This is a genomic window from Pseudoalteromonas sp. Z1A8, assembly GCF_011378855.1.
In the GTDB taxonomy this organism is placed as follows: domain Bacteria; phylum Pseudomonadota; class Gammaproteobacteria; order Enterobacterales; family Alteromonadaceae; genus Pseudoalteromonas.
In genome coordinates this window covers 102,312-124,516 of record NZ_WTLB01000003.1, presented here as the reverse complement: position 1 = coordinate 124,516, position 22,205 = coordinate 102,312, and the positions used below count along the sequence as shown (strand labels likewise).

Here is a 22,205-nt window from a genome sequence, read left to right as displayed (position 1 = left end):
TTAATTGGAGTTGCTTTTTATCGAGTGGTAGCATTGCCTTAACTTGCAAAGCGAAGATTTTATTATGAACGATTTACCCGATTACGAAAAAGCTCAACTGCTTTTAGAAAAAAACGAAATATTTGTATCACCTGCTGAAGCGCATGGTGTGATTAGTGGTTTACTTGCGTGTGGTTTAACCATTGACGACAAAGAATACTTAGGCCTTTTGAGTGATGTGTTTAACGATGGTGAATCGTTTAGTAACGATTTAAAGCAGTTTTTTGGCACTATTTATAAGCAAGTAGTAGCGAGCTTTAATGATGATGAATTTCAGTTTGATTTATTTTTACCAAGCGACGACGAAACACTCATCGATCAGGCTAATGGCCTCGTATCATGGGTAGCGGGTTTTATGCTTGGTTTTGGTTTAAAGCAAAAAGACTACGGTAAACTATCGAGTGATGTTAAAGAGGTTATTACTGACTTTAGCGAAATCACTCGCCTAGATACTACTTTTGAAGAAACCGAAGAAGACAGCCAAGCGCTGCACGAAGTGATTGAATATGTGCGTGTATCAGCACTACTTTGTTTTGCAGAGCTTGGTAAAGAGCAAAGCACGCAAAGTACTAAAAAAACACTTCATTAACTTTTAAAAAGTAAAACGGGTTGGTTAATAATGGTTGAAGTACAAAAGTCAGAATTTAAAGCACGTCGCGAGCGCTTACTTGCTCAAATGGATGAAAATAGCGTTGCTATTATTCCCGCTGCGAGCGAAGTGACGCGCAGCCGCGATACCGAATATGCATTTAGGCAAGATAGCGACTTTTTTTACTTAACTGGCTTTAACGAACCCGACGCCGTACTTGTACTCTGCAATAACAGCGATGCACCCAGTACTTTATTTTGCCTAGATAAAGACAAACTAGCTGAAATTTGGCATGGGCGCCGTATTGGTTTTGATAAAGCCAAAAGTGACTACCTGTTTGATGAAGCTTACCCACTCAGTGAATTAAACGATAAGCTACTAACTATACTAAATGCAAAAGATGCTATTTATTTTGCACAAGGCGCCTACTCTTCATTTGATACCAAAGTGTTTTCGTTATTAGGTATGCTTCGAAGTGGCTCTCGAAAAGGACTCAAAGCACCGAGTACTTTAAAAGAAATACGTGGCCTTATTCATGAAATGCGTTTGTTTAAATCGCCAAGCGAGATAGATGTTATGCGAGAAGGCTGCGAAATTAGCGCGCGAGGGCACATGCGCGCTATGCGTTTTTCACATGCTGGAGCTACTGAATTTCAGCTAGAAGCTGAGCTACATCATCATTATGCAATGAACGGCGCGCCGCACCCGGCGTATGGCACTATTGTTGGCAGTGGCGACAACGCCAATATTTTACATTACACACAAAATAGCGATGTATTAAAAAGTGGTGACCTGGTACTTATAGACTCTGGGTGTGAGTTACAAGGTTACGCTGCTGATATAACACGTACATTTCCGGTAAATGGTCAATTTAGCGAAGAGCAAGCCGCGCTTTATAATATTGTACTTAAAGCGCAAGAAGTTGCTTTTGATGAGGTAAAACCCGGCGGGTTTATGTCGCACGCCAATAAACTAGCAATGGAAGTAATGACCCAAGGTTTACTTGATTTAGGTATTCTAACCGGCGACTTTGACGAGCTAATGGCAAAAGGTGCGTGTAAAGAATATTACATGCACGGGCTTGGACATTGGCTTGGTTTAGATGTACATGATGTTGGCGACTACAAAGTAAATAACGCTGAGCGTGCATTTGAGCCGGGTATGGTACTGACCATAGAGCCAGGGCTTTATATAAGCGAAGACTCAAGCGCACCGCAAAAATACAAAGGCATTGGTATTCGTATCGAAGATAACTTGCTAGTTACCGAAACCGGCCATGAAAACTTAACCCTAAGCGTACCTAAAAAAATTAGCGATATAGAAGCACTTATGCAAAGTGCTAAAAACGTATAAAGCTCGGAGAGTAAAGTGGCTAAGCAGTTTGATGTAGTTATTATTGGCGGTGGTTTAGCGGGAGCAAGCTGCGCATTAAGTGTGGCTAAAACTAATCCCGCGTTAAATATTGCCGTTGTAGAAGCTAATCAAGTAACCGGCGACTACCACCCAAGCTTTGACGACAGAAGCATTGCACTTGCTCAGCAATCGGTAGAGTATTTACAAAGCCTCAATTTATTTGAGCAAAATGCCCCTTACACCGCAGCAATCAAAAAAGTGAGCGTGTCTGATAGAGGCCACTTTGGCAAAGCGCACATTAATTGCGACGAATTTGCTAAGCCCTCACTTGGTTACGTAGTAGAAGTGAATCCATTTGGCCGAGCGCTCCACCTGCGTTTAACGCAGTCAAATATTACGCTTTTGTGCCCCGATAGCGTAACTGCCATCGAGAAAACTCTGCATAGCAATACACTCACCCTACAAAGCGGCGAGCAATTAAATGCAGCACTATTGGTTATTGCTGATGGCGCACAATCACCAACACGCAATTTACTCGGGCTTGGTTTTAATACCCTGCCTTATGAACAAGGCGCTATTATTGCTAATGTAGAAGTGGCTGGTGGGCATAATAATCATGCCTTTGAGCGCTTTACACAAAACGGGCCTATGGCGTTATTACCCATGAGCAATAACCGTTATTCGTTAGTGTGGTGTATGCGCCAAGAGCAGGTTAAACAGCACATGGCACTCAGTGAACAAGATTTTTTAAGTGCCCTGCAAAGCGCGTTTGGTTATCGCGGTGGTCAATTTACTAAAGTAGGCATGCGCACGAGTTACCCGCTTGTTTACGGGCAAGTTGAGTCTTTAACTGCGCACCGTACAGTGGTTATTGGTAATGCTGCACATGCGATTCACCCTATTGCAGGGCAGGGTTTTAATTTAGGCCTTCGCGATGTGCAAGTACTTAGTAATTTAATAGCAAATAGCCAACACGATTTAGGCAGCTATGCGTTTACACGTGAATATTCAAAAAAGCGCAGTAGCGATATAAAAACCGTAATGAGCTTAACCGATGCACTTGTTAGACTTTTTTCGAACTCATCGCGAGTGCTTGCATTTGGGCGTAGTATTGGGTTGTTTTCGATGGATTTATTTCCCGCATTAAAAGCGCCATTAGCTAAACAGTTAATGGGGCAAGTTAAACAAGGTAGGCGTTTATGAAGCAAGCACAGGTTTGTATTGTAGGTGGCGGCTGTGTAGGGCTAACACTAGCACTTGGTTTGGCAAAAGCCGATATAAGCGTCGTTGTACTCGACGGCGCACCAACACAAGCGTTACCAACTGACGAATATGGTTTGCGCGTAAGTGCGCTAAGCATTGCAAGCCAAACCTTGCTTGAAAAATTAAATGTATGGCCCGAAATTATCGCACAGCGAGCGTGTGCTTATACGCATATGGACGTACGTGATGCCGACAGCTTTGGCAAAATAGCGTTTAATAACGAGCAACTTGAGCTTGATAATTTAGGCCATATTGTTGAAAACGACATTATTCGCTATGCGCTTATAAAGGAGCTAGAGCAACAACCAAGCGCCACACTAATGTTTGATACGCAGTATCAGCAAATACATCAAAGTGAATCTGACGTATTTATAACGCTTAAAAGCGGCGAGCCAATTATTGCAAAGCTGCTGGTGGCCGCTGATGGAGCAAACTCAGCTATTCGTAAGCAATTTAATATGGCGCTTAGCTTTAAAGATTACGATCACTACGCGCTAGTTGCTACAGTTAAAACTAAAGAGCAACATGCAAATACTGCCCGCCAAGTATTTTTACCATCCGGGCCACTCGCGTTTTTACCACTGAGCGATGCCAACACCCATTCAATAGTGTGGTCTACCAGCCCAAACCACTGCGATGAGCTCCTTACAATGGACGACAGCAGCTTTAATAAAGCCGTAATGGCAGCTATAGATGGCCAATGTGGCTTGTGTGAAGTACAAAGTAAGCGCGCAGCATTCCCACTTAAAATGCGCTACGCCCAGCAATGGGTAAGCGGTAAAGTGGTACTCATTGGCGATGCCGCACACACCATTCACCCACTTGCAGGGCTTGGTATGAACTTAGGCCTGAAAGATGCGGCTTATTTAATTGAGCTTTTAACAAGGGATAGCAAGGAGTTTGCAAGCACTCGCACACTTCGCGATTACGAGCGTACTCGTAAGCTCGACGCACAAAAACACATTGCGATGATGCAAGGGCTCAAAGAGTTATTTGAAGGCGCAAACCCAGTTAAAAAACTTATTCGCGGAGTAGGGCTATCATTAGTTCATAACCTAGGCCCAATAAAGCACCTGTTCGCCAAAGAAGCGATAGGAAAGTAACGTAGGTTGGGAAGAGCGAAGCGAAACCCAACGGATAAAGTAAAGTAGTCAGTTTTTAGCTGTGAGCTTTCAGCAAAAAAACCGATGTTTAATTTAAACATCGGTTTTTTGTTTTAAAATGGTTTTGAATATATTAAAAGCTGCGCTTTTCACGCGAGCAAGCTCTGCGTTTACATGCAAAGTTTAACACTGAGCTTAATTTCACCTGTAGGCGTTTAGCTTGCTGACGCGACGAGCGAAGCTCGTAATTACTATCGTTAGTCAAAAAGCGCTTTGCGTTAAATCGGTTATAAATTCTCTTGTGCTTCATTCACCATATCTTTGAGCGCATCAATTAACATTGAATCTCGCGAGTTTTGTTTAGCAAGCTCTAGTGCGTGTTTCATGCTGGTAACGGCTTCTTTAAACTGTTTGTCAGCAGTGTACCCTTGCGATAATCGCATGTGAGAGTAAGCAGCATTAGGGTAATCGCTAGTAAATTGCTTAAGCGTAGTTATCGCTTTTTTAGTGTTACCAAAATTTTGCTGGCTATGGGCAAATTCTACATATACATCTTGTGGAATTTTAAGCTCAAAACCGTACTTATCACTCAGTGCTTGGTAGTAACCAGTAATAAGCGATACATCAGCAAATCTTCCGTGCTCTTCAGTAACCTTAAATGTTAGGTCGCCAAATAAGTGAATTAGGCTATCGCTAAGGGCTGGTAGTATGGTGCCCATATGACTAAAAGCAGGGTAATGTTTATATTCCCATTTTAGCTGTGTGGGCATTTGCTGTTCTAAATTTACTAACGTATTTAGTACGCCTGTATAAAAGCGTGACCCTTCACTTGCTACACTAATAAATAACGATTGATCGCCTTTAGGGTTTTTAGTGTATTTGATAATATTATTTTTTAACTCTTCATCACTCCACCAACTATTTGGGCTTATAGCTATGTAGTTGTTAAATAATTCAGGCTGATTAACTAAAGTATAAAGCGCTAAAGTACCCGCATTAGAGTGACCAATTAAGGTGTTGTAGCCGTTTGTTGGGTAGTTGCTATTTATATAAGGCATGAGTTCGTCTGACACAAACTTTAAAAACTTGTCGGTTTGTCCTGCGTCAGGTCATTTGTTTTTAACAAAAGTTTGAAACTCTGTTTTAGGCTCGCCTTGTACTTTTGGTAAATAATCACGAACACGGTTAGTTGTATCAATACCAACAAGCATTGCATTAGGTATCTGCTCGTAATCAACAAGGGATTTAATAACACCAGACGCCGTATGAAAGTGCTCAACACCATCAAGTAAATAAATAACATAAAGCGGCTGATCGTCTTTTACAGTGTCAGGTATGAAAATTTTAATGGGTCTATCTTCGTTAAGTATTTTTGATTTGAAAATGACTTTTTTACCAGCGGTTATGTCAGTTATAGTGGTTTTTGCGTGGCTTAAAAGCGGCGTGCTAAAAGTAAGTATTAATACAAGCGATAGTAAGAGCTTCATAAATATCCTTATTTAATAATGTATTGCTCAATAATTGCACGGCTTTAAGCTTGAGTAAATGTTTATATTTTAGGGGGGAACGTAGGGCTTAAGTAATTAAAAACTGCGCTTTTTACGCGAGCAAGCTCGGCGTTTACTTATAGGCATGCAACTTACTGACATGATGAGCGAAGCTCGTAATAACTACCTTTATACCGTTATCTATAAAAGCTTAAAAAACCTGCTTGCTTAATTATCCGTCTAAGCGTAAAATGCGCGCTCATTTCGGCTTTTAAACTATTAATTCCTTGCCTTAAACCGACCGGCCGAAACGGTAGAAGGCTCTATTAACCGTAAGGAATATCCATGCGTCATTACGAAATCGTATTCATGGTTCACCCAGATCAGAGTGAGCAAGTAACTGGTATGATCGAACGTTATACTGGTTCTATCACTGAAGCTGGTGGTGTTATTCACCGTCTTGAAGATTGGGGCCGTCGTCAATTGGCTTACCCAATTAACAAGCTTCATAAAGCTCACTATGTTCTTATGAACGTTGAAGCACCAACTGAAGTAATCAGCGAGCTAGAAACTACTTTCCGCTACAACGATGCAGTGCTTCGTAACTTAGTTATCCGCACTAAAACTGCTGAAACTGAAGCGTCTCCTCTTGCAAGAGAAGAGAAGAAAGAAGCACCTGCTGCTTAATTGTTTTGAGTCCTAGCATGGCGTTTAACTGGCGGTAAGTATAAATGGTTAGCCCTTTTATGAATCAGCTGGTTATATCTGGGGTAGTTTGTAAAACTCCCAAGTTTAGCCAAAGCCCTGCAGGCATCCCGCATTGTATTTTTGTTGTAGAACATAAATCGATGCAAACCGAAGCAGACCTTAACCGTAATAGTTACGTGAGGCTTCAGGTGGTTGCTAGCGGAAAGCAAATGCAACAACAGACTCAACATTTGCACGTTGGGCAGGCATTGCAAGTGAGTGGTTTTTTAAATCGCCACGAAGGTCGTAACGGCCTTAGCCAATTGGTTTTGCATGCTCAGCATATAGAAAGAATTATTTGAGGAATTAATCTCATGGCACGTTATTTCAGACGTCGTAAGTTCTGCCGCTTTAAAGCGGAAGGCGTAAAACAAATCGATTACAAAGATCTAGCTACTCTTAGAAACTATGTTACAGAAAGTGGCAAAATCGTACCTAGCCGTATCACAGGTACTAGCGCTAAATTTCAGCGCCAGCTAGCAACTGCTATTAAGCGTGCTCGCTACTTAGCCCTTCTTCCATACACTGACTTACATAAGTAAGCAGCGGATTAACAGTTTTTAAAAGGTGTAGAAACATGCAAGTTATTCTACTAGATAAGATCGCTAACCTAGGTAGCCTAGGTGAACAGGTTGTAGTTAAATCTGGTTTCGCACGTAACTTCCTTTTCCCTCAAGGTAAGGCAGTTCCTGCGACTAAAGCTAACATTGAAACTTTTGACGCTCGTCGTGCAGAACTTGAAGCGAAAATCGCTGAACAGTTAGTTGCTGCACAAGCACGCGCTGAAAAACTAGAAGCATTAGCAGAAGTTACATTAGTATCTAAAGCTGGTGACGAAGGTAAGTTATTCGGTTCAATCGGTACTCGTGACATCGCTGACGCTATCTCAGCTGTTGGTGTTGAAGTTGCTAAGTCAGAAGTTCGTTTGCCTCTAGGTACTATCCGTGAGACAGGTGAATTTGACGTATCAATTTCAGTTCACTCAGACGTAACGGCTACTATTAAAGTAATCGTAATCGCTGAAGCTTAATTTTTAATTAAGCGACAAAAGCCGTGCTATTAGCGCGGCTTTTTTGTGTCTGTAATTTGGCTAACTTCATTAGTTAAGGGCACAGTTCAATAAAGCCTCGTACAACCCCTTTTTTTATTCAATTATTTTTTCATTTCGTTTAAACCTTTTCGAACTGTCATTACGTCTAACTTATCAATACACTAACTCAATAATAATAATTAGAAGGCGACATCACGGATGTTACACGTTAAGCCCGAACAAACGCCTTTATGCGAAGCTACACTTATTGAGCGTGTTCAATCGGGTGACCAAGTGGCATACGCTACTCTTTATGAGCTGCATATAAAACGCGTATACGGTTTATGTTTACGTTTATTAGCAGACCAAGCACACGCTGAAGATGCAGCCCAAGAAGTGTTTGTGCAGATATGGCATAAAATAGCGCAATTTGACGGTCGCTCACAGTTTTCTACTTGGCTTTACAGCGTTGCCAGTAATGTTGCGATTAACTACTTACGTAAGCAAAAAAATTGGCTGCAAAAAGTGGTGAACATTGAACACAGCGGTATGGATGAGCAATCAGCTAACGACTGTGATGGTTTAAATGGCCTTGATAAATTAATAGTAAGGCTTCCTGAACGCGCACGTATGGTATTTGTGTTGTTTGCAATTGAAGGTTACAGGCACGAGGAAATAGCCGAGCAATTAGGTATGGCTGTGGGGTCGAGTAAATCGCAATATCATCGTGCTAGGCAGTTATTACAAGAGTGGTATGAAAATGAGTAAACCAAATTTTGACGACTACTTAAACGAGTCATTAAATACACTAAATAAAGAGATACCACCAAAAAAAGGCTTGTGGACAGGGGTTGAGCGAGCGATTACTAATAACAAACCTGCATCAAAGAATGCTGTAATTTGGCCAAAGCTAACGGCAATAGCAGCATGCACAGTGGCTGGTTTAATCGCTATAAACACATTTGTTATAACGCCTGAACCACAGCCAGCAGTGGCAATAAGTGACTATTTTTCGGCCAAAAAAAACATTTTGTTAGTTGAATATAAAAATGAAGAAGCACTGACTACTAACTGGCAAATGCAGTTGCAAGAACTTGAAGAAGCTGAACAAGCGATAAAGCAAGTTCTTGAAAATGAGCCACAAAACCAAGCGCTGCTGACAATGCTAGCGCAAATATATCAACAACAACTAGATTTAATTAACAAGGTGCACGCGCCACGTTGGCAGCACATTTAGGAGTACGACATGAAAGCGATTTTATTAGGACTGAGCTTATTTCCGTTGGCTGTATTAGCGGGTGAAAAAATAGATAAGCAAATAGACGTACCAAATGGCGGCACTATTTTTATTGAAAACCAACGCGGTGATATACACATTGAAGGTTGGGATAAAAACGAATTTAAAGTATCTGGCGAGCTTGATGACAAAGCAGAAGGTTATGAGCTTAAAACGAATGGCGATAAAACACAGTTTATTGTAAAAATGCCACGTAAATCAAATTGGGGTAATAATGGCGATGGCTCAAGCCTAACTATATTTATGCCAAAAAGCAGTAGTTTAGAGTTTGCTGGTGTTAATGTATCGGTGACTGCGAAAGAGCTAAAAAACGGCGCTGAAGTTGATGTGGTTAATGGCGAAATTACGGTAGATGATATTACTGGCAACATTAAGCTCACCACCGTAAATGGTGATGTAAATGCAGAAAACCTAAGTGGGAATATTCAATTTGAAACCGTAAATGGCGAAATTAACGATAGAGAATCAAGTGGTGAACTACGTTTTAGCGCTGTTAATGGCGATATTAAATCAACCTCAAGTGCCAATGATGTGCGCCTTGAAAACGTAAATGGCGATATAGATTTTACGCTATCGTCAATTAAAAACTTACGTATTAACACGGTGAATGGCGAAGCCGAAGTACATATTAAAGAGCTTTTAAAGGGCGGTGATGTACGTTTTGAATCGGTAAGTGGCGATGCTGATTTTTACTTCCCAAAAAGTGTATCAGCAAAGTTTGAAATTAAAGCCCACGCTAATGGCAAAATCATTAATAAAGTGACTAGCGATAAAGTCAGTAAAGCTAAATACGGCCCAGCCAGTGATTTAGAATTTAGCATTAATGGTGGTAATGCTAATGTTGAAATGGATACGATTAGCGGTCGCATAGAGCTTCGTACTAAATAAGGCTCATTCACCTTCACGATTACAAAAAGCAGGAAAAGATTTCCTGCTTTTCTATTTGCACAGCCCCTGCAAGTCGATAGAATAGAGCCATTCAATTTTAGTACTGTGAAGTTATGGCCAAACCAGATAAGCAAGTCGATACTCTTAAAGTTCCTCCCCATTCAATAGAAGCTGAACAATCTGTTTTAGGTGGCTTAATGCTTGATAACCAAGCTTTTGACCGCGTAGCTGAACTTGTTGTATCACAGGATTTTTATACCCGCACGCACAAGTTAATTTTTGAGGCGATGACGGCACTTGCTGAGATTGGCGATCCGATAGATTTAATTACTATTTCTGAAAGTTTAGAAAAAAATAATAAACTGGCAGGAATTGGTGGCTTTGCTTATTTAGCCGAAATAGCTAAAAACACGCCAAGTGCTGCCAATATAGACGCTTACGCAAGTATTGTACGCGAACGTGCTGTTGTACGTGAAATGATTGGCGTAGCGAACGAAATTGCAGAAGCGGGTTTTAATACCGAAGGGCGTACTAGTCACGACTTACTCGATTTTGCCGAAAGCAAAGTGTTTAAAATAGCTGAGCAACGTACAAAAAATAATGAAGGCCCGCAAAGCATTCATAGCATCCTTGAAAAAACCGTTGATAAAATAGAAGAGCTTTATCAATCACCACAAGATGGTGTTACGGGTGTAAGTACAGGTTATGCCGATCTTGATAAAATGACGACGGGCTTACAGCCTTCTGACTTAATTATTGTTGCAGCGCGTCCATCTATGGGTAAAACCACCTTTGCGATGAACCTTGCAGAACATGCTGCAATGACTCAAGACAAGCCTGTGCTAATTTACTCGCTAGAGATGCCCTCAGAACAAATTATGATGAGGATGTTAGCGTCTCTTGGCCGTATTAACCAAACTAAGGTACGTACTGGTCAATTAGATGATGACGATTGGGCACGACTTTCATCAACAATGGGCTTGTTGATGGAAAAAGGTAAAATGTACGTTGATGATGCATCGGGCTTAACACCTACCGATGTGCGCTCTCGTGCAAGGCGTATAGCCCGCGACCATGGTGGTATTAGTATGATCATGGTCGATTACTTGCAATTAATGCGTGTACCAAGTTTAGCTGATAACCGAACGCTCGAAATTGCTGAAATTTCGCGTTCACTTAAAGCATTGGCAAAAGAGCTAAAATGTCCGGTTGTTGCGCTTTCGCAGCTTAACCGTACACTAGAGCAACGTGCTGATAAACGCCCAATTAACTCAGATTTACGTGAGTCAGGGTCGATAGAGCAAGATGCCGATTTAATCATGTTTATTTACCGTGATGAAGTTTATAACGAAGACAGTACCGACAAAGGTATTGCCGAAATTATTATAGGTAAACAACGTAACGGTCCAATTGGTAAAGTGCGTTTAACATTCCAAGGTCAATTTTCTCGCTTTGATAATTACGCGGGACCAGCGGTAGATGACGATTACTAATGCGCTTAGCTACTGCTGAAATTAATTTAGCTGCACTTGCGCATAATTTAGCGCAAGTTAAGTGCTTTGCACCAAACAGTAAAGTAATGGCGGTGCTAAAAGCAAATGCTTACGGCCATGGTTTAGTAACGATTGCGCAGCATTTGAATGATGCTGACGCATTTGCTGTGGCGCGCATTGATGAAGCTTTAGCGCTTCGAGCTGGGGGCTTAACAAAGCCAATAGTTTTACTCGAGGGCTTTTTTAATAAAGCCGATATACCTATTTTACTTGCTAATAACTTTCAAACTATTATTCACGATGAATACCAATTAGCAGCGCTTGAAAAAGCAAAGCTTGATGCGCCAATAACATGCTGGTTAAAAGTAAATACAGGTATGCATCGATTAGGTATTGCGCCAGAGCAGTTTGAAGAGTTTTATAACCGCTTACAAAAAACGCCTAATGCTAAAAATACCGTTAATTTAATGACTCACTTCTCCTGTGCTGATGATGTTGATAATGCTAAAACGGTTCAACAAATTACGTTATTTGATAACTTAGTGAATGGCATAGACCAAGCGCATTGCTTATCAAATTCAGCGGGTATTATCGCGTGGCCAAATGGCCATGGTGATTGGGTACGGCCAGGGCTTATGCTGTATGGCGTATCGCCTATGGCAAATAGCATTGGGCAGCAACACAAATTAAAACCAGTTATGCGCTTAACTACACGTGTAATTGCAGTGCGTAATGTGCCAGCCAATGAAGCGGTCGGGTATGGCGGTCGTTGGAAAAGTGATAAACCAACCAAGTTAGCCGTTGTTGCTATGGGCTATGGTGATGGCTACCCTCGGCACGCTAAAGAGGGGACGCCCGTTATAATAGGCGAGCAGCGTTATGGTATTGTAGGTAGTGTAGCTATGGATATGATTAGCGTTGATATAGGCGCTAACGAGCACAATATTAAAGTAGGCGACAGGGTTACTATGTGGGGCCCTGAGCTACCCGTTGAAGAAATAGCACTATGCGCTGATACCATACCTTACGAGCTGTTGTGTAATATTACACCACGTGTAAGTTATGAATATCAGCGTTAATATAAATTAACTATAAAGCAGCGCTTACTCTTTTATAAAGTAAATGTCGCTAAAGCCCATACGGGCAAATTCTTGATCGCGAAAGTTACGAACAGAAGCAGACCCTTTTGAGGTCATTTCTATTTGCTGTACCATGCTTAAGTAACTCGTTAAATCAATACCTTCGGCAGCAGCAATTGCTTCATACATGTCATGGTATTTATCTTTGGCGAAATTAATCTCGCGTGGTTCGTTTTTAAATTTGTAGGTTATTCTACGTGCCATATTAAGCTCATTTCAATTGAGTGTTGCAGTGATTTTACACTGTATTTAATAACGGCTCTAGCATTGAATGACTTGTTGTAATTGGTAATTAAAATAAAGAGTCAAAAATGAAATTATCTGTAGAGATCAGTAAATATCCACTTCACCAAGATTACATCCCGTTTATTCAGGGCTTTATTGATAGATTAAACGAATACGATGATTTAAAAGTGATTACTAATACGTTATCAACGCAAATATTTGGTGACTACGATTTAGTAATGCAGGTGCTAAGTACCGAAATTAAACGTTCATATGAAGAATTTGGTAAAGCTATTTTTGTATGTAAGTTTCTCTCTGGCGACTTATCGCCTGAATAACCTATAATACCAACCTGCATAAATCTTTGATCAATTTAACGAATTAAATTGCACTATAACGTCGTTAAAAATTTTTTATTTAGAACAACTAGATACAAAAGTTTTTGCCTAGTTCTAGCGTAATTTTCTTAACGTTAAATAGACCCCGTATATAAGCAGATTGGTATAACAATCGGCACAACTAAACGGTAACTGCATAATATGGACTTTTTAACACAAACCCTAAGTGGTTTTACAGCAATGTCGCATTGGGAATATATTGCGGTAGGGTTGTCGATGGCTTATTTATTATTAGCAATAAAAGAAAGCTTATGGTGTTGGCCTGCAGCATTTTTTAGCACCCTTATTTATACAATAATGTATTGGAATGGCGCATTACTTATGGAGTCATTACTTAATTTTTATTATATGTATATGGCTGTATTTGGGTGGGTTGTATGGCGAAAAGGCAAAGCTGCAAATTTAAATATTACGTCGTGGTCGATGAATCGCCATGCTGTTTTAATTAGTTTAACAACCGTAGCTGCAATTGCTATTGGTTATGTTATGCAAAACTACACTCATGCCGACTTTGCTTACCTTGATAGTTTTACAACGTGTTTTGCTGTAGTAACGACTTACTTAGTTGCTAAAAAAGTCCTTGAAAACTGGCTGTACTGGATTGTAATAGATGCCGCTTCTATGTACTTATATTACGAAAAAGGCTATTACCCAACACTAGCGCTCTTTATATTTTATACCATTATGGCAGCGTGGGGCTTTAAAACCTGGTACGAAGAGTACGAGCAAAGCCAAGCTAAGCCTCTAGCACAGCTTTAATTAATGATTGAGCATACTGAGTTAGTAAAAATATGCAGCGCGTTTGTAGAGCCTACAAGCATTGTTTCAAGCGAGCGATTACTTAATGGCTTTAGTAACGATAATTTTTTGATACGTACCGAGCAACAAGGGTATTTATTAAAGTGTTATAAAAGCCATTGGCCAAATGCCGGCCTTGAAGCGCAGCACTTTTTAAGTGACTTTAATATATGCCCAGCGCCTATTTGGCTTGATAAAGAAAGCGGTCGTGCAGTATTTAATTATATTGAAGGCAAGAGCGCGCAATCGGATATAACGCTCAGCTTTATTAATAAACTTGCTCAAGTGCATAAATACGCGGTGCCTACCGCGAGAATGGATATAGCTAAAGAGCTGCTATTTTATCAAAGCACCGATGTATATATCCAATATAAACCTCAAATAGAGCAGGCTCTCAAAGCAGTTGCAACAATGCAATTTAATGAAGGCTTTTGTCATAACGATTTAGTAAAAGACAATATTATTGTAAATGGTTCAGGCATGTATTTAATTGATTTTGAATACGCACAAACTAACGATGTATATTTTGATTTAGCGGCGCTTGCAGTGAGCTTTAATCTTAATGAGCACAGTAAAACAGCGTTGTTAAATAGCTATAAAAATAGCGTTGATAAAACAAAAACGTTTAACCTTTCAATGGATAAGCTGAATTACTATAAGCTGTTTTTTTTAGTGTTATGTATTGGTTGGTATGAGGAGCGCAGCATAACTAATGAATCTGTAATGTTACGCGCGCAGCTAACTAAACTCGTTAATAATACTTTTTGTGGAAGTTAAAGACCACCAAAGCGCTCGGCGAGCTCTTTGTATTTTGTTACTTCGGCTGCATCAAATTGTGGCTCACCATTTTCATCTTCTGATTTAGCAATTAATAAACTTTCTCTAGCTAGGCGTTTTACACGCTCTGCTTTTACACCTAAAAACTCAGCAACTTGCTCAGTAGACATTAAACTCATCATTACTTCCTCGTATTAAATCCATTTTCACAGCGACAATCATAGTTTCAATGTTGCCAAACCGTTACTGTTTCTTATTCAATAAGAATAAATAGCCTGTTTTTAAGACATTGTGAAGTGTTTTATTTAAAAGAGTTTAATTAATAAGCATATAAGCTGATGTTACTGGTATTTATTAAAATATATCTTTATCATTGCAGGTGCTAAAGCACTGATATCGCGAGTTGGTGTGGCGGCAACAAATGTGCTCTCGTGGTGAAATGGATATCACGTGGCCCTCCGGAGGCTGAGTTGTAGGTTCGATCCCTACCGAGAGCGCCATTTGCTTTTACATTTATTAATTATCCCCTTCTACATTATCTAGCTTCTCATTAATTACTTTTGTATTTAAAAATGCACTTACCGCATAAACTTTGAAAGTTAATTTTAAAAACCGCTTTCTAGTTATTTATACACTGCAAAACGAGCGAATTAAAAATTCACTTTGTACTTTTTGCATACGTGATTTAGTAATAAATGAGGAAAACCGATTCAATGTTAAATAGTCAATTAGAGATACTAGCTCAAGGACATGCTTATCTTGAAGGTGTAACTAAAGAGGACTATTCACAAGTCGTTACTCCTAACTTCATTAGCTCTGCAGGAGCCCATATGCGCCATATTATCGATCATTATCAATCGTTAATGCTCGGTATTAGCTCGCAAGAAATAGATTATGATTGCCGCTTAAGAGGAGGCGATATTGAAAGCTCTCCAAAAGCTGCAATAAACAAAATTGCTGAAATAGCATCCTGGATTGAACAACTCAGTAGTGATGACTTTAATACCCCGTTATTACTTTCAAGCGAAGTATCGATTAAAAGTAAAAATGTACAAACAGTAACAACCTCACTTGCGCGAGAGCTTATTTTTGTAGGCAGCCATGCTGTACATCATTATGCGATGATTTCGCAAATTAGCTTTGCGCAAAAGTCGCAGCTCGATCAAAACTTTGGTTTAGCACCAAGTACAGCTACTTTTTTAAGAGAAAATAGCCAACAAGTACAACCAAAGTCGATGCAAAATTAGAATGTGTACGCTAAGTTACTTTTTAACTGATGATGGCTACGAGTTATTTTTTAATCGTGATGAGCAAAAAACACGACAAACGGCAATCGCTCCAAGTAAACACAAAGGTAAAGCAATTTATCCCATTGATCCGCAAGGAGGAGGTACTTGGCTTGGTGTCTCGCATTGGGGGCAAACATTAGCTTTATTAAACGATTACCAAAGTGTATTTGATATAACTGCGGTAAAGCACAGTAGAGGCCTTTTAATACCGCATTTACTGAGTAATAAAACCCCTGTGTTGGCTCAGTTACAAAATATGGATTTATCGGGTTATGCGCCTTTTAAATTGTGTATTTTTCCGGATGAGTTATCGCTAAATAACAATAATGTGTTTTTTGTTCGGTGGGACACAAAACAATTAATCGATTGCCAAGTTGAATCGCTTGCAACGTCATCTGGTGTTGAGCTAGAAACGGTGGCACAAAAGCGTAAACAACAGTTTAAGCAACTGATTGATTTAAGACATCCTGCAAGTGAGCAGTTTTTAGCATTTCATTACAGCAAAGCTGAACAAGGCCAATATGGTGTAAATATGCAAAGAGAAGACGCGATGACGGTCAGTATTAGCCATATTAAAGTTGGTAACACTATACGTTTTAATTATTTTGATAAGCAGTCTCAGCTCATTAGCAGCATTAGTTGTTTAAAAGTGGCTGCAGCTTAATTAGGGTCTGTTGAACTTTGCGGATTAAAATTTGTTCAAACTAGAAGCTATTTAATTGCGGCGCGAGATTTGTAACCTAGTGGGCTAAGTAAAAACCGAGCAAAGCTTCCGCGTCCTGCTCACGCCCCTTACCTACATCCATGCAGGCAACAAAGAGTAAATAGCCCCTAGGAAGAACCCTTTGGGCAGCGCCTGTTTGGCATTAATGCTACGTTATCGCCCATTTATGGGGAATAACCACACTGTATAGGCTCTGCCTTGCCTAAATACCAAACAGACTGCTGCAAATTTAACCTTGAAAGATCAACAGACCCTAAATATTTTTATAGCCATAACTATTACATAATTAAAAACAAAAAAGTCGATGTAATTAATTACATCGACTTTTTTGTTAACTGTATTTTACCTGCTGTATTAATATAGCAGGTAAAAATTACGAGTGGTTTATATAATCATCTTTTTTATCGCCAAGGTAGAGCTTAAGTAGCTTTCCAGGTGCGCTTGGTAAATGCACACTTAAAAGTAATCCTGGCGTGTGATTAAAGTTGCTATCAATCCCCATACAATGAAATTGGGCGCCTAGCTTGTGATATTGTTTTAATAAAATCGGTATGTCTTTTTTATCTTCTTCGATTCCCATAACCAACGCTGATACATGTTCGATATCTAACGTATGATTACTAGTGAAGTCTTCAAATTCAGGGTGAATCTTATTATTAAAAGGCGTATTGGCGCTAACACCTTGTTTATTATTAACCATGATATGGTCAATAATTGCGACAGAACGAGGGTCATAAAGCTTACTTAGTGAAACCGTGCCATACAAGGTTCTATAACGTGGGTTTTGCGCCATAAACGCACCAATCCCTTTAAATAGCAGCAATAAGCCATGGTAACTGCCTTGATGTTTTTGAACTATAAACGAGCGGCCCATTTCTAGGCAGGGTTGTTGCTGATTAATAAACGAGGGTTCAAAGTTAAACATCTGCGACAAATAAAGGGCGTTTACGTCGCTATTTTTTTGTAATAAGTCAGTTTGCCCAATGCGATAAGCCCCAATGATCTCTTCATTTTTATGATCAAAAATAAATAAATGCATATAAGTTGCGTCAAACTTATCTGTATCGCATGGCTCGCCGCTTCCTTCGTTTAGTGTACGAAAGGTTATTTCTCTAAGGCGTGTTATTTCAGCAACGCAATCAGGTATTTGTTCTTGATAACCGTAATAAACGGAGTAACTTTTAAAGTCGAGCAAGTGCTGCTCGCTTAGTAAGTTGGCAAGCTCATTTGTCATTTTTGTTTTATCAACGCCCTGTATAATAGCTTTGAGCTGCGTTGATTGGTTATCCTCTTGCCAAGGCACTATAAAACGCTCATCGTTTAAATAACACTGCAGGCGTGCAAGTGCGTTTATATCGTCAGTTTTTTCAAACTTATTTAATAGTTTGGGTGTAAGTAAATTACCAGCACTTAAGTTAATAGATCTTTTTTGAACTTTTAGTAATTCGCGTATTAGCATTAATAATCTAAATCGGTAGTAAATACGTCCCAAACGGTAAAACATAGAGCTATTTTGACCACTAATAAATACCGGTAATAAAGGTGCTTTTGTTTTTAAAGCTAGTTGAGCTGCTAAGCGATTCCATTCTCCGTCGGTTACACGTTGCTTTTCTGATTGAAAAAATGACAGTCTGCCCGCAGGAAAAACCACAAGTAGGCCATCATTTTTAACATGACTAAAACACTGTTTAATTGCGCTGGTATTAATAGCTGCTTTTGGTTTTAGTGGATTAGCAAAAATAAAATAGTCTTTAATTTCTTTAAATATTTTTAAGCCAACGTTAGCCATTACTTTTGTATCACTGCGATAGTGAGTGAGTAATTTTGCAATTATGACACCCTCAACCATGCCATAAGGGTGGTTGCATACCACTATGCAAGGGCCTTGCTTTGGTATTTTGTTAATAACACCTTGTGCACCAAGTACGTTAATACCTAATACATTTAAAAGCTTTTCACTAAATTCTTGTTTATCCAAACCCGATAAATTATTAGATAGATAAATATTACGCAGTTTATTTATGCCCAATAGGCTATCGAGCAGTGGAGCAGCTACTTTTAATATATGACCCAAAGGCGAGGCTGTGTTTATTGCCGCGACACTTAGGTTTGATACGGGTTGGTTTAGTTTTGTCATATATTAGTACTCTTAAGTATTTAAAGCAGTTGTTATTAAGTGCTGTATATACTGGACCGAGACAAAACAATATTGTGTTCAATAAAGGTTAACAAAGTTCGCTTTTTTATAATGATTAGATAATCCTGTTAACTAAACCGTCTGCTCTTAGCGATAGATACTCAAGCGTAGCTGAGGTGAAGGTGTTTAATTATTAATAAGCCAAATAACTTAAAGTAACAATTGGCATGGCTGTAAATAATACTTTTAGTTATATATAACTACTTACAACTCAAAAGCTAGACTTTTAGGCTTAATTAATGCTATTTAAGGTACATATTCCTTAATAGAAAAATCCCGCCTTTATGCTAATTACTTTACCTGTGTCTGAGCTTACTCCTGGTATGTACGTTGATAGCGTTACTAAACAACATGAAGGGATTAACAGCATAAAAATTAAGACCAGTGGCTTGGTACGAGATAACTCTATTATTAAGCGCTTAGTCTCTGAAGGTGTATTAGAGCTACTTATAGATTTTACTAAAGGCGATGCGGCTATTCCTGCTAAATATAAGCCGCAAAGCACACCTAAAACATCTAATAGCCAACAAAAAGTAAAAAAAACACCTATAGCAATTTCAATTGAACAAGAATTTGCTAAAGCGACTGTAAATTACGATCAGCACGGCCGAAAGCTACAATCGTTATATGGCGATTTAACATCTGGCCTGAGTGTTAATATAAAAGTGCTTGATGAAATAGCCTGCGAGATAGTTAGCTCTGTTTTTCGCAACGCTAACGCCATGACTATTCTTACTCGTATAAAAGATAAACACAGCTATAACTGGCGTCATATGATCAACTGCGCCATTTTTGCCGCTGTATTTGCTAAATATTTGGGGTATGAGCAGGCTGTTGTACAAGAGCTTGCTATGGGGGCATTACTTCATGATTTAGGCCAAGCAAAGTTACCTCAAGGTATATTTTCAAAGCCAACCAAGGTTACTAATAATGAGCTGGCTGCGATTAAAAAGCATGTAGCGCAGGGATTAGGTTTAGTTAAAGGTGAAAAGGGCATAACACCGCTCATGCTCGATATGATAGTAAATCATCATGAGCGCTTAGATGGCTCGGGTTATCCGCGAGGTCTGCAGGCTGAAAAGTTAAGTCGCCCAGCCCGTATAATGGCAATTGTAGATGTGTACGATGCAATGACTGCCGATAGAATGCATCAAGATGGTGATGAACCTATAAATGCATTGCGCTATTTATTAGCCAATAAACACTTGTTTGATGGTGAGTTAGTGCAGCGGTTTATAAAATGCTTAGGGGTTCATCCGGTAGGAACTATTGTAAAACTAACGAATGAGCGTTTAGCGCTAGTGCTTGAGGGGAATATACTTAATCCTATTAAACCTAAAATCAAGCTATTTTATAACGCTAAGCATAACCATCATGTTACACCTAAAGACATAGACTTAAGCGATCATACTCAAGAGCTTAAAATACTAGCAAGTGTTAAGCCCTTAGATTATCAGATTAATTTGTCTCGCCTGCTAAAAGAGCATTTGTTGAATTAGTTTTACTACATTGTCTTTTTTTAGTTTGCTTTGCAGAAATAAACGCCCCTAGAAAGCAATTTCCCATCAGTGTTAGCCATAACAAAGTACCTAGCTCTACGTGCAATGCAAAACAACACAGCGCTAAAGAGATCAACGCATTTAACATTGCCCCTAACCAATAATGGTTTACGGGGTTATCGCATTGTCCTGCTTGAGTACATGCACAGTAATTTGCTTTGTAAAAGCAAAATACACTCGCCCCACAAAATATTAACCCTGTAATAATAAATAAAATGATCACAGTTTTACTTCCTTTGCGATTTTATAATGAGTGTAAGTGGCTACTAATTCCAAGTCAATCTAAATGATAATTAATTACATTTAGAGTGTTTACTCTAATACCACACTTCTCATCCGATGAGCTTTAAATAGTTGTTAAGATGTCGTTAAAAAACATGTTTTTTACCGTTTTTTGACGCATTCATAGGGTTTTTTACAAAAAATTAAGGTAGTGTAACCACGCTTTAAATCCTAATAACAACACACATAGTACCCAAACAGTCAGTTTGGTTAAGGACTCAACAATGAAATTTTCTAAAACTCTTATTGCAGCTTCGCTTGCATTTGTTTCGGCTGATAGTTTTGCAGCCGCGTTTCAATTATCAGAGCAAAATGCATCGGGTTTAGGCCGTGCATACGCTGGTGAGGCTTCTATCGCAGACGACGCGTCTGTAGTTGCACGTAACCCAGCACTAATGACTTTATTTAAAGATAAGCAGTTAAGTGTTGCTGCTATTGGCGTAATTCCAGATGTAAGCTTAGAAGGTGAAAGTGCCCCAGCAGGTATTGATGAGTCATCATTAGATGACGATAGCATTGCACCAAGTGCAGTGGTACCAGCAGCTTACTTTACTATGCCTTACAGCGATAAAATCTCACTTGGTTTTGGTGCATTTTCTAACTTTGGTTTATCAACAGACTTTGATGATGACTATGCAGCAGGACAGATTGCAGGTAAAACAGAAATATTTACTGTTAACTTAAATGCAAGCGTTGCTTATAAAGTTACTGAAAAGTTTAGCTATGGTATTGGCTTGAATGTGGTTTATGCAGAGGCCGAAATTGTTCGACATTTAGGTGAGACTCCATTACCTTACCCGGCCCAAACTGAAGTTGTAAATCTTGAAGGTGATGACACTGGATACGCTTTAAATGTTGGCCTAATGTATCAATTAGACGAAAACAGTCGTTTTGGTTTTAATTATCGTACAGAAACAGATATAACGTTTGAAGGTACTTACTCAAGTACTGCACGTGGTATTGCTGAGCGCTCAGGCTCTGTTGATATAACTTTACCTGCTATGGCTGAGTTTTCTGGCTCACACCAGTTAGATGAAAAGTTAGGTTTACATTACAGCGTAGCATGGACAGGTTGGAGCAGCTTTGACAAATTAGAAGCTGAAGTTGGTTTGACTCCAGAGCAAGGTTTTGAAAAAACAGAAGATTTCTCAGATTCTTTCCGCTATTCAGTAGGCACTGATTACCAATATAGCGAAGACTTATTACTTCGTGCTGGTGTAGCATTTGATCAGTCTCCAGTATCACAAAATCACCTGTCGATCTCTATCCCAGATACAGATCGTTTTTGGTTCTCATTTGGCGGTAACTACGCAATTGACCAGCAATCAAATGTTGATTTAGGTGTAAGTATTATCCGTGGTAAAACTCAGAACTTTGAAGAAGATGGATTTGAGTTTGAGTCAGAAGGTAATGCAGTACTTATTGGCGCTCAATACAACTACAAATTCTAATATTTGTATAAATGCTTAGAGCTTAGGCTCTGGGCACAAAAAAGCCGCTCACTTATTAAAGTGAGCGGCTTTTTTAA

24 protein-coding genes, 1 tRNA gene and 1 pseudogene are annotated in these 22,205 nt (G+C 39.4%); 21 read left to right on the top strand and 5 right to left on the bottom strand.

Going from position 1 to position 22,205, the window contains the following annotated elements; all coding sequences use genetic code 11:
- Positions 1–64 precede the first annotated feature (64 nt).
- From GQR55_RS02365 to GQR55_RS02350, 4 genes are read left to right on the top strand one after another with little or no spacing between them, the layout of a single operon-like run.
- On the top strand, positions 65–628 hold the full coding sequence (locus GQR55_RS02365) for a UPF0149 family protein (RefSeq protein ID WP_007587323.1): 564 nt from the start codon (positions 65–67) through the stop codon (positions 626–628).
- 30 nt (positions 629–658) lie between these two features.
- Entirely contained in the window at positions 659–1,981 is a 1,323-nt protein-coding gene (gene pepP / locus GQR55_RS02360) for a Xaa-Pro aminopeptidase (protein WP_166419303.1), read from the top strand.
- Positions 1,982–1,996: 15 nt separating this feature from the next.
- On the top strand, positions 1,997–3,184 hold the full coding sequence (gene ubiH, locus GQR55_RS02355) for a 2-octaprenyl-6-methoxyphenyl hydroxylase (protein ID WP_166419302.1): 1,188 nt from the start codon (positions 1,997–1,999) through the stop codon (positions 3,182–3,184).
- A complete protein-coding gene (locus tag GQR55_RS02350) occupies positions 3,181–4,347 on the top strand; it encodes an FAD-dependent monooxygenase (protein ID WP_166419301.1) in 1,167 nt (388 codons plus the stop codon). Before ubiH ends, GQR55_RS02350 begins: the two co-directional genes overlap by 4 nt.
- A gap of 287 nt (positions 4,348–4,634) precedes the next feature.
- Here GQR55_RS02350 and GQR55_RS02345 read toward each other — a convergent pair.
- A pseudogene (locus tag GQR55_RS02345) lies at positions 4,635–5,834 on the bottom strand (alpha/beta hydrolase-fold protein).
- Between the two features lie 345 nt (positions 5,835–6,179).
- Here GQR55_RS02345 and rpsF point away from each other — a divergent pair.
- The 9 genes from rpsF to alr all read left to right on the top strand — a co-directional run bounded on the left by rpsF (position 6,180) and on the right by alr (position 12,368).
- Positions 6,180–6,521: a 30S ribosomal protein S6 gene (gene rpsF / locus GQR55_RS02340; RefSeq protein ID WP_166419300.1), complete on the top strand. Its 342-nt coding sequence runs from the start codon at positions 6,180–6,182 to the stop codon at positions 6,519–6,521.
- Positions 6,522–6,565: 44 nt separating this feature from the next.
- Complete coding sequence (priB, locus tag GQR55_RS02335; protein ID WP_033015549.1) at positions 6,566–6,883, top strand: primosomal replication protein N; 318 nt, start codon at positions 6,566–6,568, stop codon at positions 6,881–6,883.
- A gap of 12 nt (positions 6,884–6,895) precedes the next feature.
- Complete coding sequence (gene rpsR / locus GQR55_RS02330; protein WP_007378475.1) at positions 6,896–7,123, top strand: 30S ribosomal protein S18; 228 nt, start codon at positions 6,896–6,898, stop codon at positions 7,121–7,123.
- Between the two features lie 35 nt (positions 7,124–7,158).
- On the top strand, positions 7,159–7,611 hold the full coding sequence (gene rplI / locus GQR55_RS02325) for a 50S ribosomal protein L9 (RefSeq protein ID WP_002962755.1): 453 nt from the start codon (positions 7,159–7,161) through the stop codon (positions 7,609–7,611).
- A 219-nt stretch (positions 7,612–7,830) separates the two neighbouring features.
- Positions 7,831–8,379, top strand: coding sequence for a sigma-70 family RNA polymerase sigma factor (locus tag GQR55_RS02320; RefSeq protein WP_166419299.1), 549 nt, complete (start codon positions 7,831–7,833; stop codon positions 8,377–8,379).
- A complete protein-coding gene (locus GQR55_RS02315; protein ID WP_166419298.1) occupies positions 8,366–8,848 on the top strand; it encodes a hypothetical protein in 483 nt (160 codons plus the stop codon). Before GQR55_RS02320 ends, GQR55_RS02315 begins: the two co-directional genes overlap by 14 nt.
- A gap of 9 nt (positions 8,849–8,857) precedes the next feature.
- Positions 8,858–9,796: a DUF4097 family beta strand repeat-containing protein gene (locus GQR55_RS02310; protein WP_166419297.1), complete on the top strand. Its 939-nt coding sequence runs from the start codon at positions 8,858–8,860 to the stop codon at positions 9,794–9,796.
- A 113-nt stretch (positions 9,797–9,909) separates the two neighbouring features.
- Positions 9,910–11,289 (top strand): replicative DNA helicase, encoded by a 1,380-nt coding sequence (gene dnaB / locus GQR55_RS02305; RefSeq protein ID WP_007587308.1) that lies wholly within the window; start codon positions 9,910–9,912, stop codon positions 11,287–11,289.
- A complete protein-coding gene (alr, locus tag GQR55_RS02300) occupies positions 11,289–12,368 on the top strand; it encodes an alanine racemase (protein ID WP_166419296.1) in 1,080 nt (359 codons plus the stop codon). The genes dnaB and alr overlap by 1 nt, the downstream gene beginning before the upstream one ends.
- A 24-nt stretch (positions 12,369–12,392) precedes the next feature.
- Here alr and GQR55_RS02295 read toward each other — a convergent pair whose 3' ends face one another.
- The gene (locus tag GQR55_RS02295) at positions 12,393–12,632 is read right to left on the bottom strand and encodes a DUF2960 domain-containing protein (RefSeq protein ID WP_077537056.1); all 240 of its coding nucleotides are present in this window, start codon (positions 12,630–12,632) and stop codon (positions 12,393–12,395) included.
- Positions 12,633–12,739: 107 nt separating this feature from the next.
- Here GQR55_RS02295 and GQR55_RS02290 point away from each other — a divergent pair, with 107 nt between their 5' ends.
- From GQR55_RS02290 to GQR55_RS02280, 3 genes are all read left to right on the top strand, one after another.
- A complete protein-coding gene (locus GQR55_RS02290; protein WP_101164132.1) occupies positions 12,740–12,991 on the top strand; it encodes a hypothetical protein in 252 nt (83 codons plus the stop codon).
- A 201-nt stretch (positions 12,992–13,192) separates the two neighbouring features.
- Positions 13,193–13,810 (top strand): nicotinamide riboside transporter PnuC, encoded by a 618-nt coding sequence (gene pnuC / locus GQR55_RS02285; RefSeq protein WP_166419295.1) that lies wholly within the window; start codon positions 13,193–13,195, stop codon positions 13,808–13,810.
- 3 nt (positions 13,811–13,813) lie between these two features.
- Positions 13,814–14,626: a phosphotransferase gene (locus tag GQR55_RS02280; RefSeq protein WP_166419294.1), complete on the top strand. Its 813-nt coding sequence runs from the start codon at positions 13,814–13,816 to the stop codon at positions 14,624–14,626.
- On the opposite strand, the gene GQR55_RS02275 is transcribed toward GQR55_RS02280, so the two are convergent.
- Positions 14,623–14,805, bottom strand: a complete 183-nt coding sequence (locus tag GQR55_RS02275; RefSeq protein WP_166419326.1) for a helix-turn-helix domain-containing protein — start codon at positions 14,803–14,805, stop codon at positions 14,623–14,625. The genes GQR55_RS02280 and GQR55_RS02275 overlap by 4 nt on opposite strands.
- Before the next feature lie 246 nt (positions 14,806–15,051).
- Here GQR55_RS02275 and GQR55_RS02270 point away from each other — a divergent pair.
- The 3 genes from GQR55_RS02270 to GQR55_RS02260 all read left to right on the top strand — a co-directional run bounded on the left by GQR55_RS02270 (position 15,052) and on the right by GQR55_RS02260 (position 16,579).
- Positions 15,052–15,126, top strand: a tRNA-Arg gene (locus tag GQR55_RS02270).
- A gap of 213 nt (positions 15,127–15,339) precedes the next feature.
- On the top strand, positions 15,340–15,873 hold the full coding sequence (locus tag GQR55_RS02265; RefSeq protein ID WP_166419293.1) for a DinB family protein: 534 nt from the start codon (positions 15,340–15,342) through the stop codon (positions 15,871–15,873).
- Between the two features lies 1 nt (position 15,874).
- The gene (locus GQR55_RS02260) at positions 15,875–16,579 is read left to right on the top strand and encodes an NRDE family protein (RefSeq protein WP_166419292.1); all 705 of its coding nucleotides are present in this window, start codon (positions 15,875–15,877) and stop codon (positions 16,577–16,579) included.
- Between the two features lie 433 nt (positions 16,580–17,012).
- Here the strand turns inward: GQR55_RS02260 and GQR55_RS02255 are convergent, their stop codons facing one another.
- Positions 17,013–18,776 carry a GNAT family N-acyltransferase gene (locus GQR55_RS02255; protein WP_166419291.1) on the bottom strand — a complete coding sequence of 588 codons (1,764 nt, stop codon included), beginning with the start codon at positions 18,774–18,776 and terminating at the stop codon, positions 17,013–17,015.
- Positions 18,777–19,120: 344 nt separating this feature from the next.
- Between GQR55_RS02255 and GQR55_RS02250 the strand changes: the two genes are divergently transcribed.
- On the top strand, positions 19,121–20,335 hold the full coding sequence (locus tag GQR55_RS02250) for an HD domain-containing phosphohydrolase (RefSeq protein ID WP_166419290.1): 1,215 nt from the start codon (positions 19,121–19,123) through the stop codon (positions 20,333–20,335).
- On the opposite strand, the gene GQR55_RS20145 is transcribed toward GQR55_RS02250, so the two are convergent.
- The gene (locus GQR55_RS20145) at positions 20,295–20,618 is read right to left on the bottom strand and encodes a hypothetical protein (RefSeq protein ID WP_166419289.1); all 324 of its coding nucleotides are present in this window, start codon (positions 20,616–20,618) and stop codon (positions 20,295–20,297) included. The two genes, GQR55_RS02250 and GQR55_RS20145, sit on opposite strands and share 41 nt — an antisense overlap.
- A 283-nt stretch (positions 20,619–20,901) precedes the next feature.
- On the opposite strand from GQR55_RS20145, the gene GQR55_RS02240 reads away from it, so the two are divergent.
- Positions 20,902–22,128: an outer membrane protein transport protein gene (locus tag GQR55_RS02240; RefSeq protein ID WP_166419288.1), complete on the top strand. Its 1,227-nt coding sequence runs from the start codon at positions 20,902–20,904 to the stop codon at positions 22,126–22,128.
- Positions 22,129–22,205: the final 77 nt, after the last annotated feature.

Coding starts and splice junctions, on each gene's coding strand:
- rpsF (WP_166419300.1), top strand. CDS start 6,180: ATGCGTCATTACGAAATCGTATTCATGGTTCACCCAGATCAGAGTGAG.
- alr (WP_166419296.1), top strand. CDS start 11,289: ATGCGCTTAGCTACTGCTGAAATTAATTTAGCTGCACTTGCGCATAAT.
- GQR55_RS02265 (WP_166419293.1), top strand. CDS start 15,340: ATGTTAAATAGTCAATTAGAGATACTAGCTCAAGGACATGCTTATCTT.
- GQR55_RS02280 (WP_166419294.1), top strand. CDS start 13,814: ATGATTGAGCATACTGAGTTAGTAAAAATATGCAGCGCGTTTGTAGAG.
- GQR55_RS02290 (WP_101164132.1), top strand. CDS start 12,740: ATGAAATTATCTGTAGAGATCAGTAAATATCCACTTCACCAAGATTAC.
- GQR55_RS02350 (WP_166419301.1), top strand. CDS start 3,181: ATGAAGCAAGCACAGGTTTGTATTGTAGGTGGCGGCTGTGTAGGGCTA.
- pepP (WP_166419303.1), top strand. CDS start 659: ATGGTTGAAGTACAAAAGTCAGAATTTAAAGCACGTCGCGAGCGCTTA.
- dnaB (WP_007587308.1), top strand. CDS start 9,910: ATGGCCAAACCAGATAAGCAAGTCGATACTCTTAAAGTTCCTCCCCAT.
- GQR55_RS02365 (WP_007587323.1), top strand. CDS start 65: ATGAACGATTTACCCGATTACGAAAAAGCTCAACTGCTTTTAGAAAAA.
- rpsR (WP_007378475.1), top strand. CDS start 6,896: ATGGCACGTTATTTCAGACGTCGTAAGTTCTGCCGCTTTAAAGCGGAA.
- GQR55_RS02255 (WP_166419291.1), bottom strand. CDS start 18,776: ATGACAAAACTAAACCAACCCGTATCAAACCTAAGTGTCGCGGCAATA.
- GQR55_RS02295 (WP_077537056.1), bottom strand. CDS start 12,632: ATGGCACGTAGAATAACCTACAAATTTAAAAACGAACCACGCGAGATT.
- GQR55_RS02260 (WP_166419292.1), top strand. CDS start 15,875: ATGTGTACGCTAAGTTACTTTTTAACTGATGATGGCTACGAGTTATTT.
- rplI (WP_002962755.1), top strand. CDS start 7,159: ATGCAAGTTATTCTACTAGATAAGATCGCTAACCTAGGTAGCCTAGGT.
- GQR55_RS02250 (WP_166419290.1), top strand. CDS start 19,121: ATGCTAATTACTTTACCTGTGTCTGAGCTTACTCCTGGTATGTACGTT.
- GQR55_RS02315 (WP_166419298.1), top strand. CDS start 8,366: ATGAAAATGAGTAAACCAAATTTTGACGACTACTTAAACGAGTCATTA.
- GQR55_RS02320 (WP_166419299.1), top strand. CDS start 7,831: ATGTTACACGTTAAGCCCGAACAAACGCCTTTATGCGAAGCTACACTT.
- GQR55_RS02310 (WP_166419297.1), top strand. CDS start 8,858: ATGAAAGCGATTTTATTAGGACTGAGCTTATTTCCGTTGGCTGTATTA.
- priB (WP_033015549.1), top strand. CDS start 6,566: ATGGTTAGCCCTTTTATGAATCAGCTGGTTATATCTGGGGTAGTTTGT.
- GQR55_RS02275 (WP_166419326.1), bottom strand. CDS start 14,805: ATGAGTTTAATGTCTACTGAGCAAGTTGCTGAGTTTTTAGGTGTAAAA.
- pnuC (WP_166419295.1), top strand. CDS start 13,193: ATGGACTTTTTAACACAAACCCTAAGTGGTTTTACAGCAATGTCGCAT.
- GQR55_RS02240 (WP_166419288.1), top strand. CDS start 20,902: ATGAAATTTTCTAAAACTCTTATTGCAGCTTCGCTTGCATTTGTTTCG.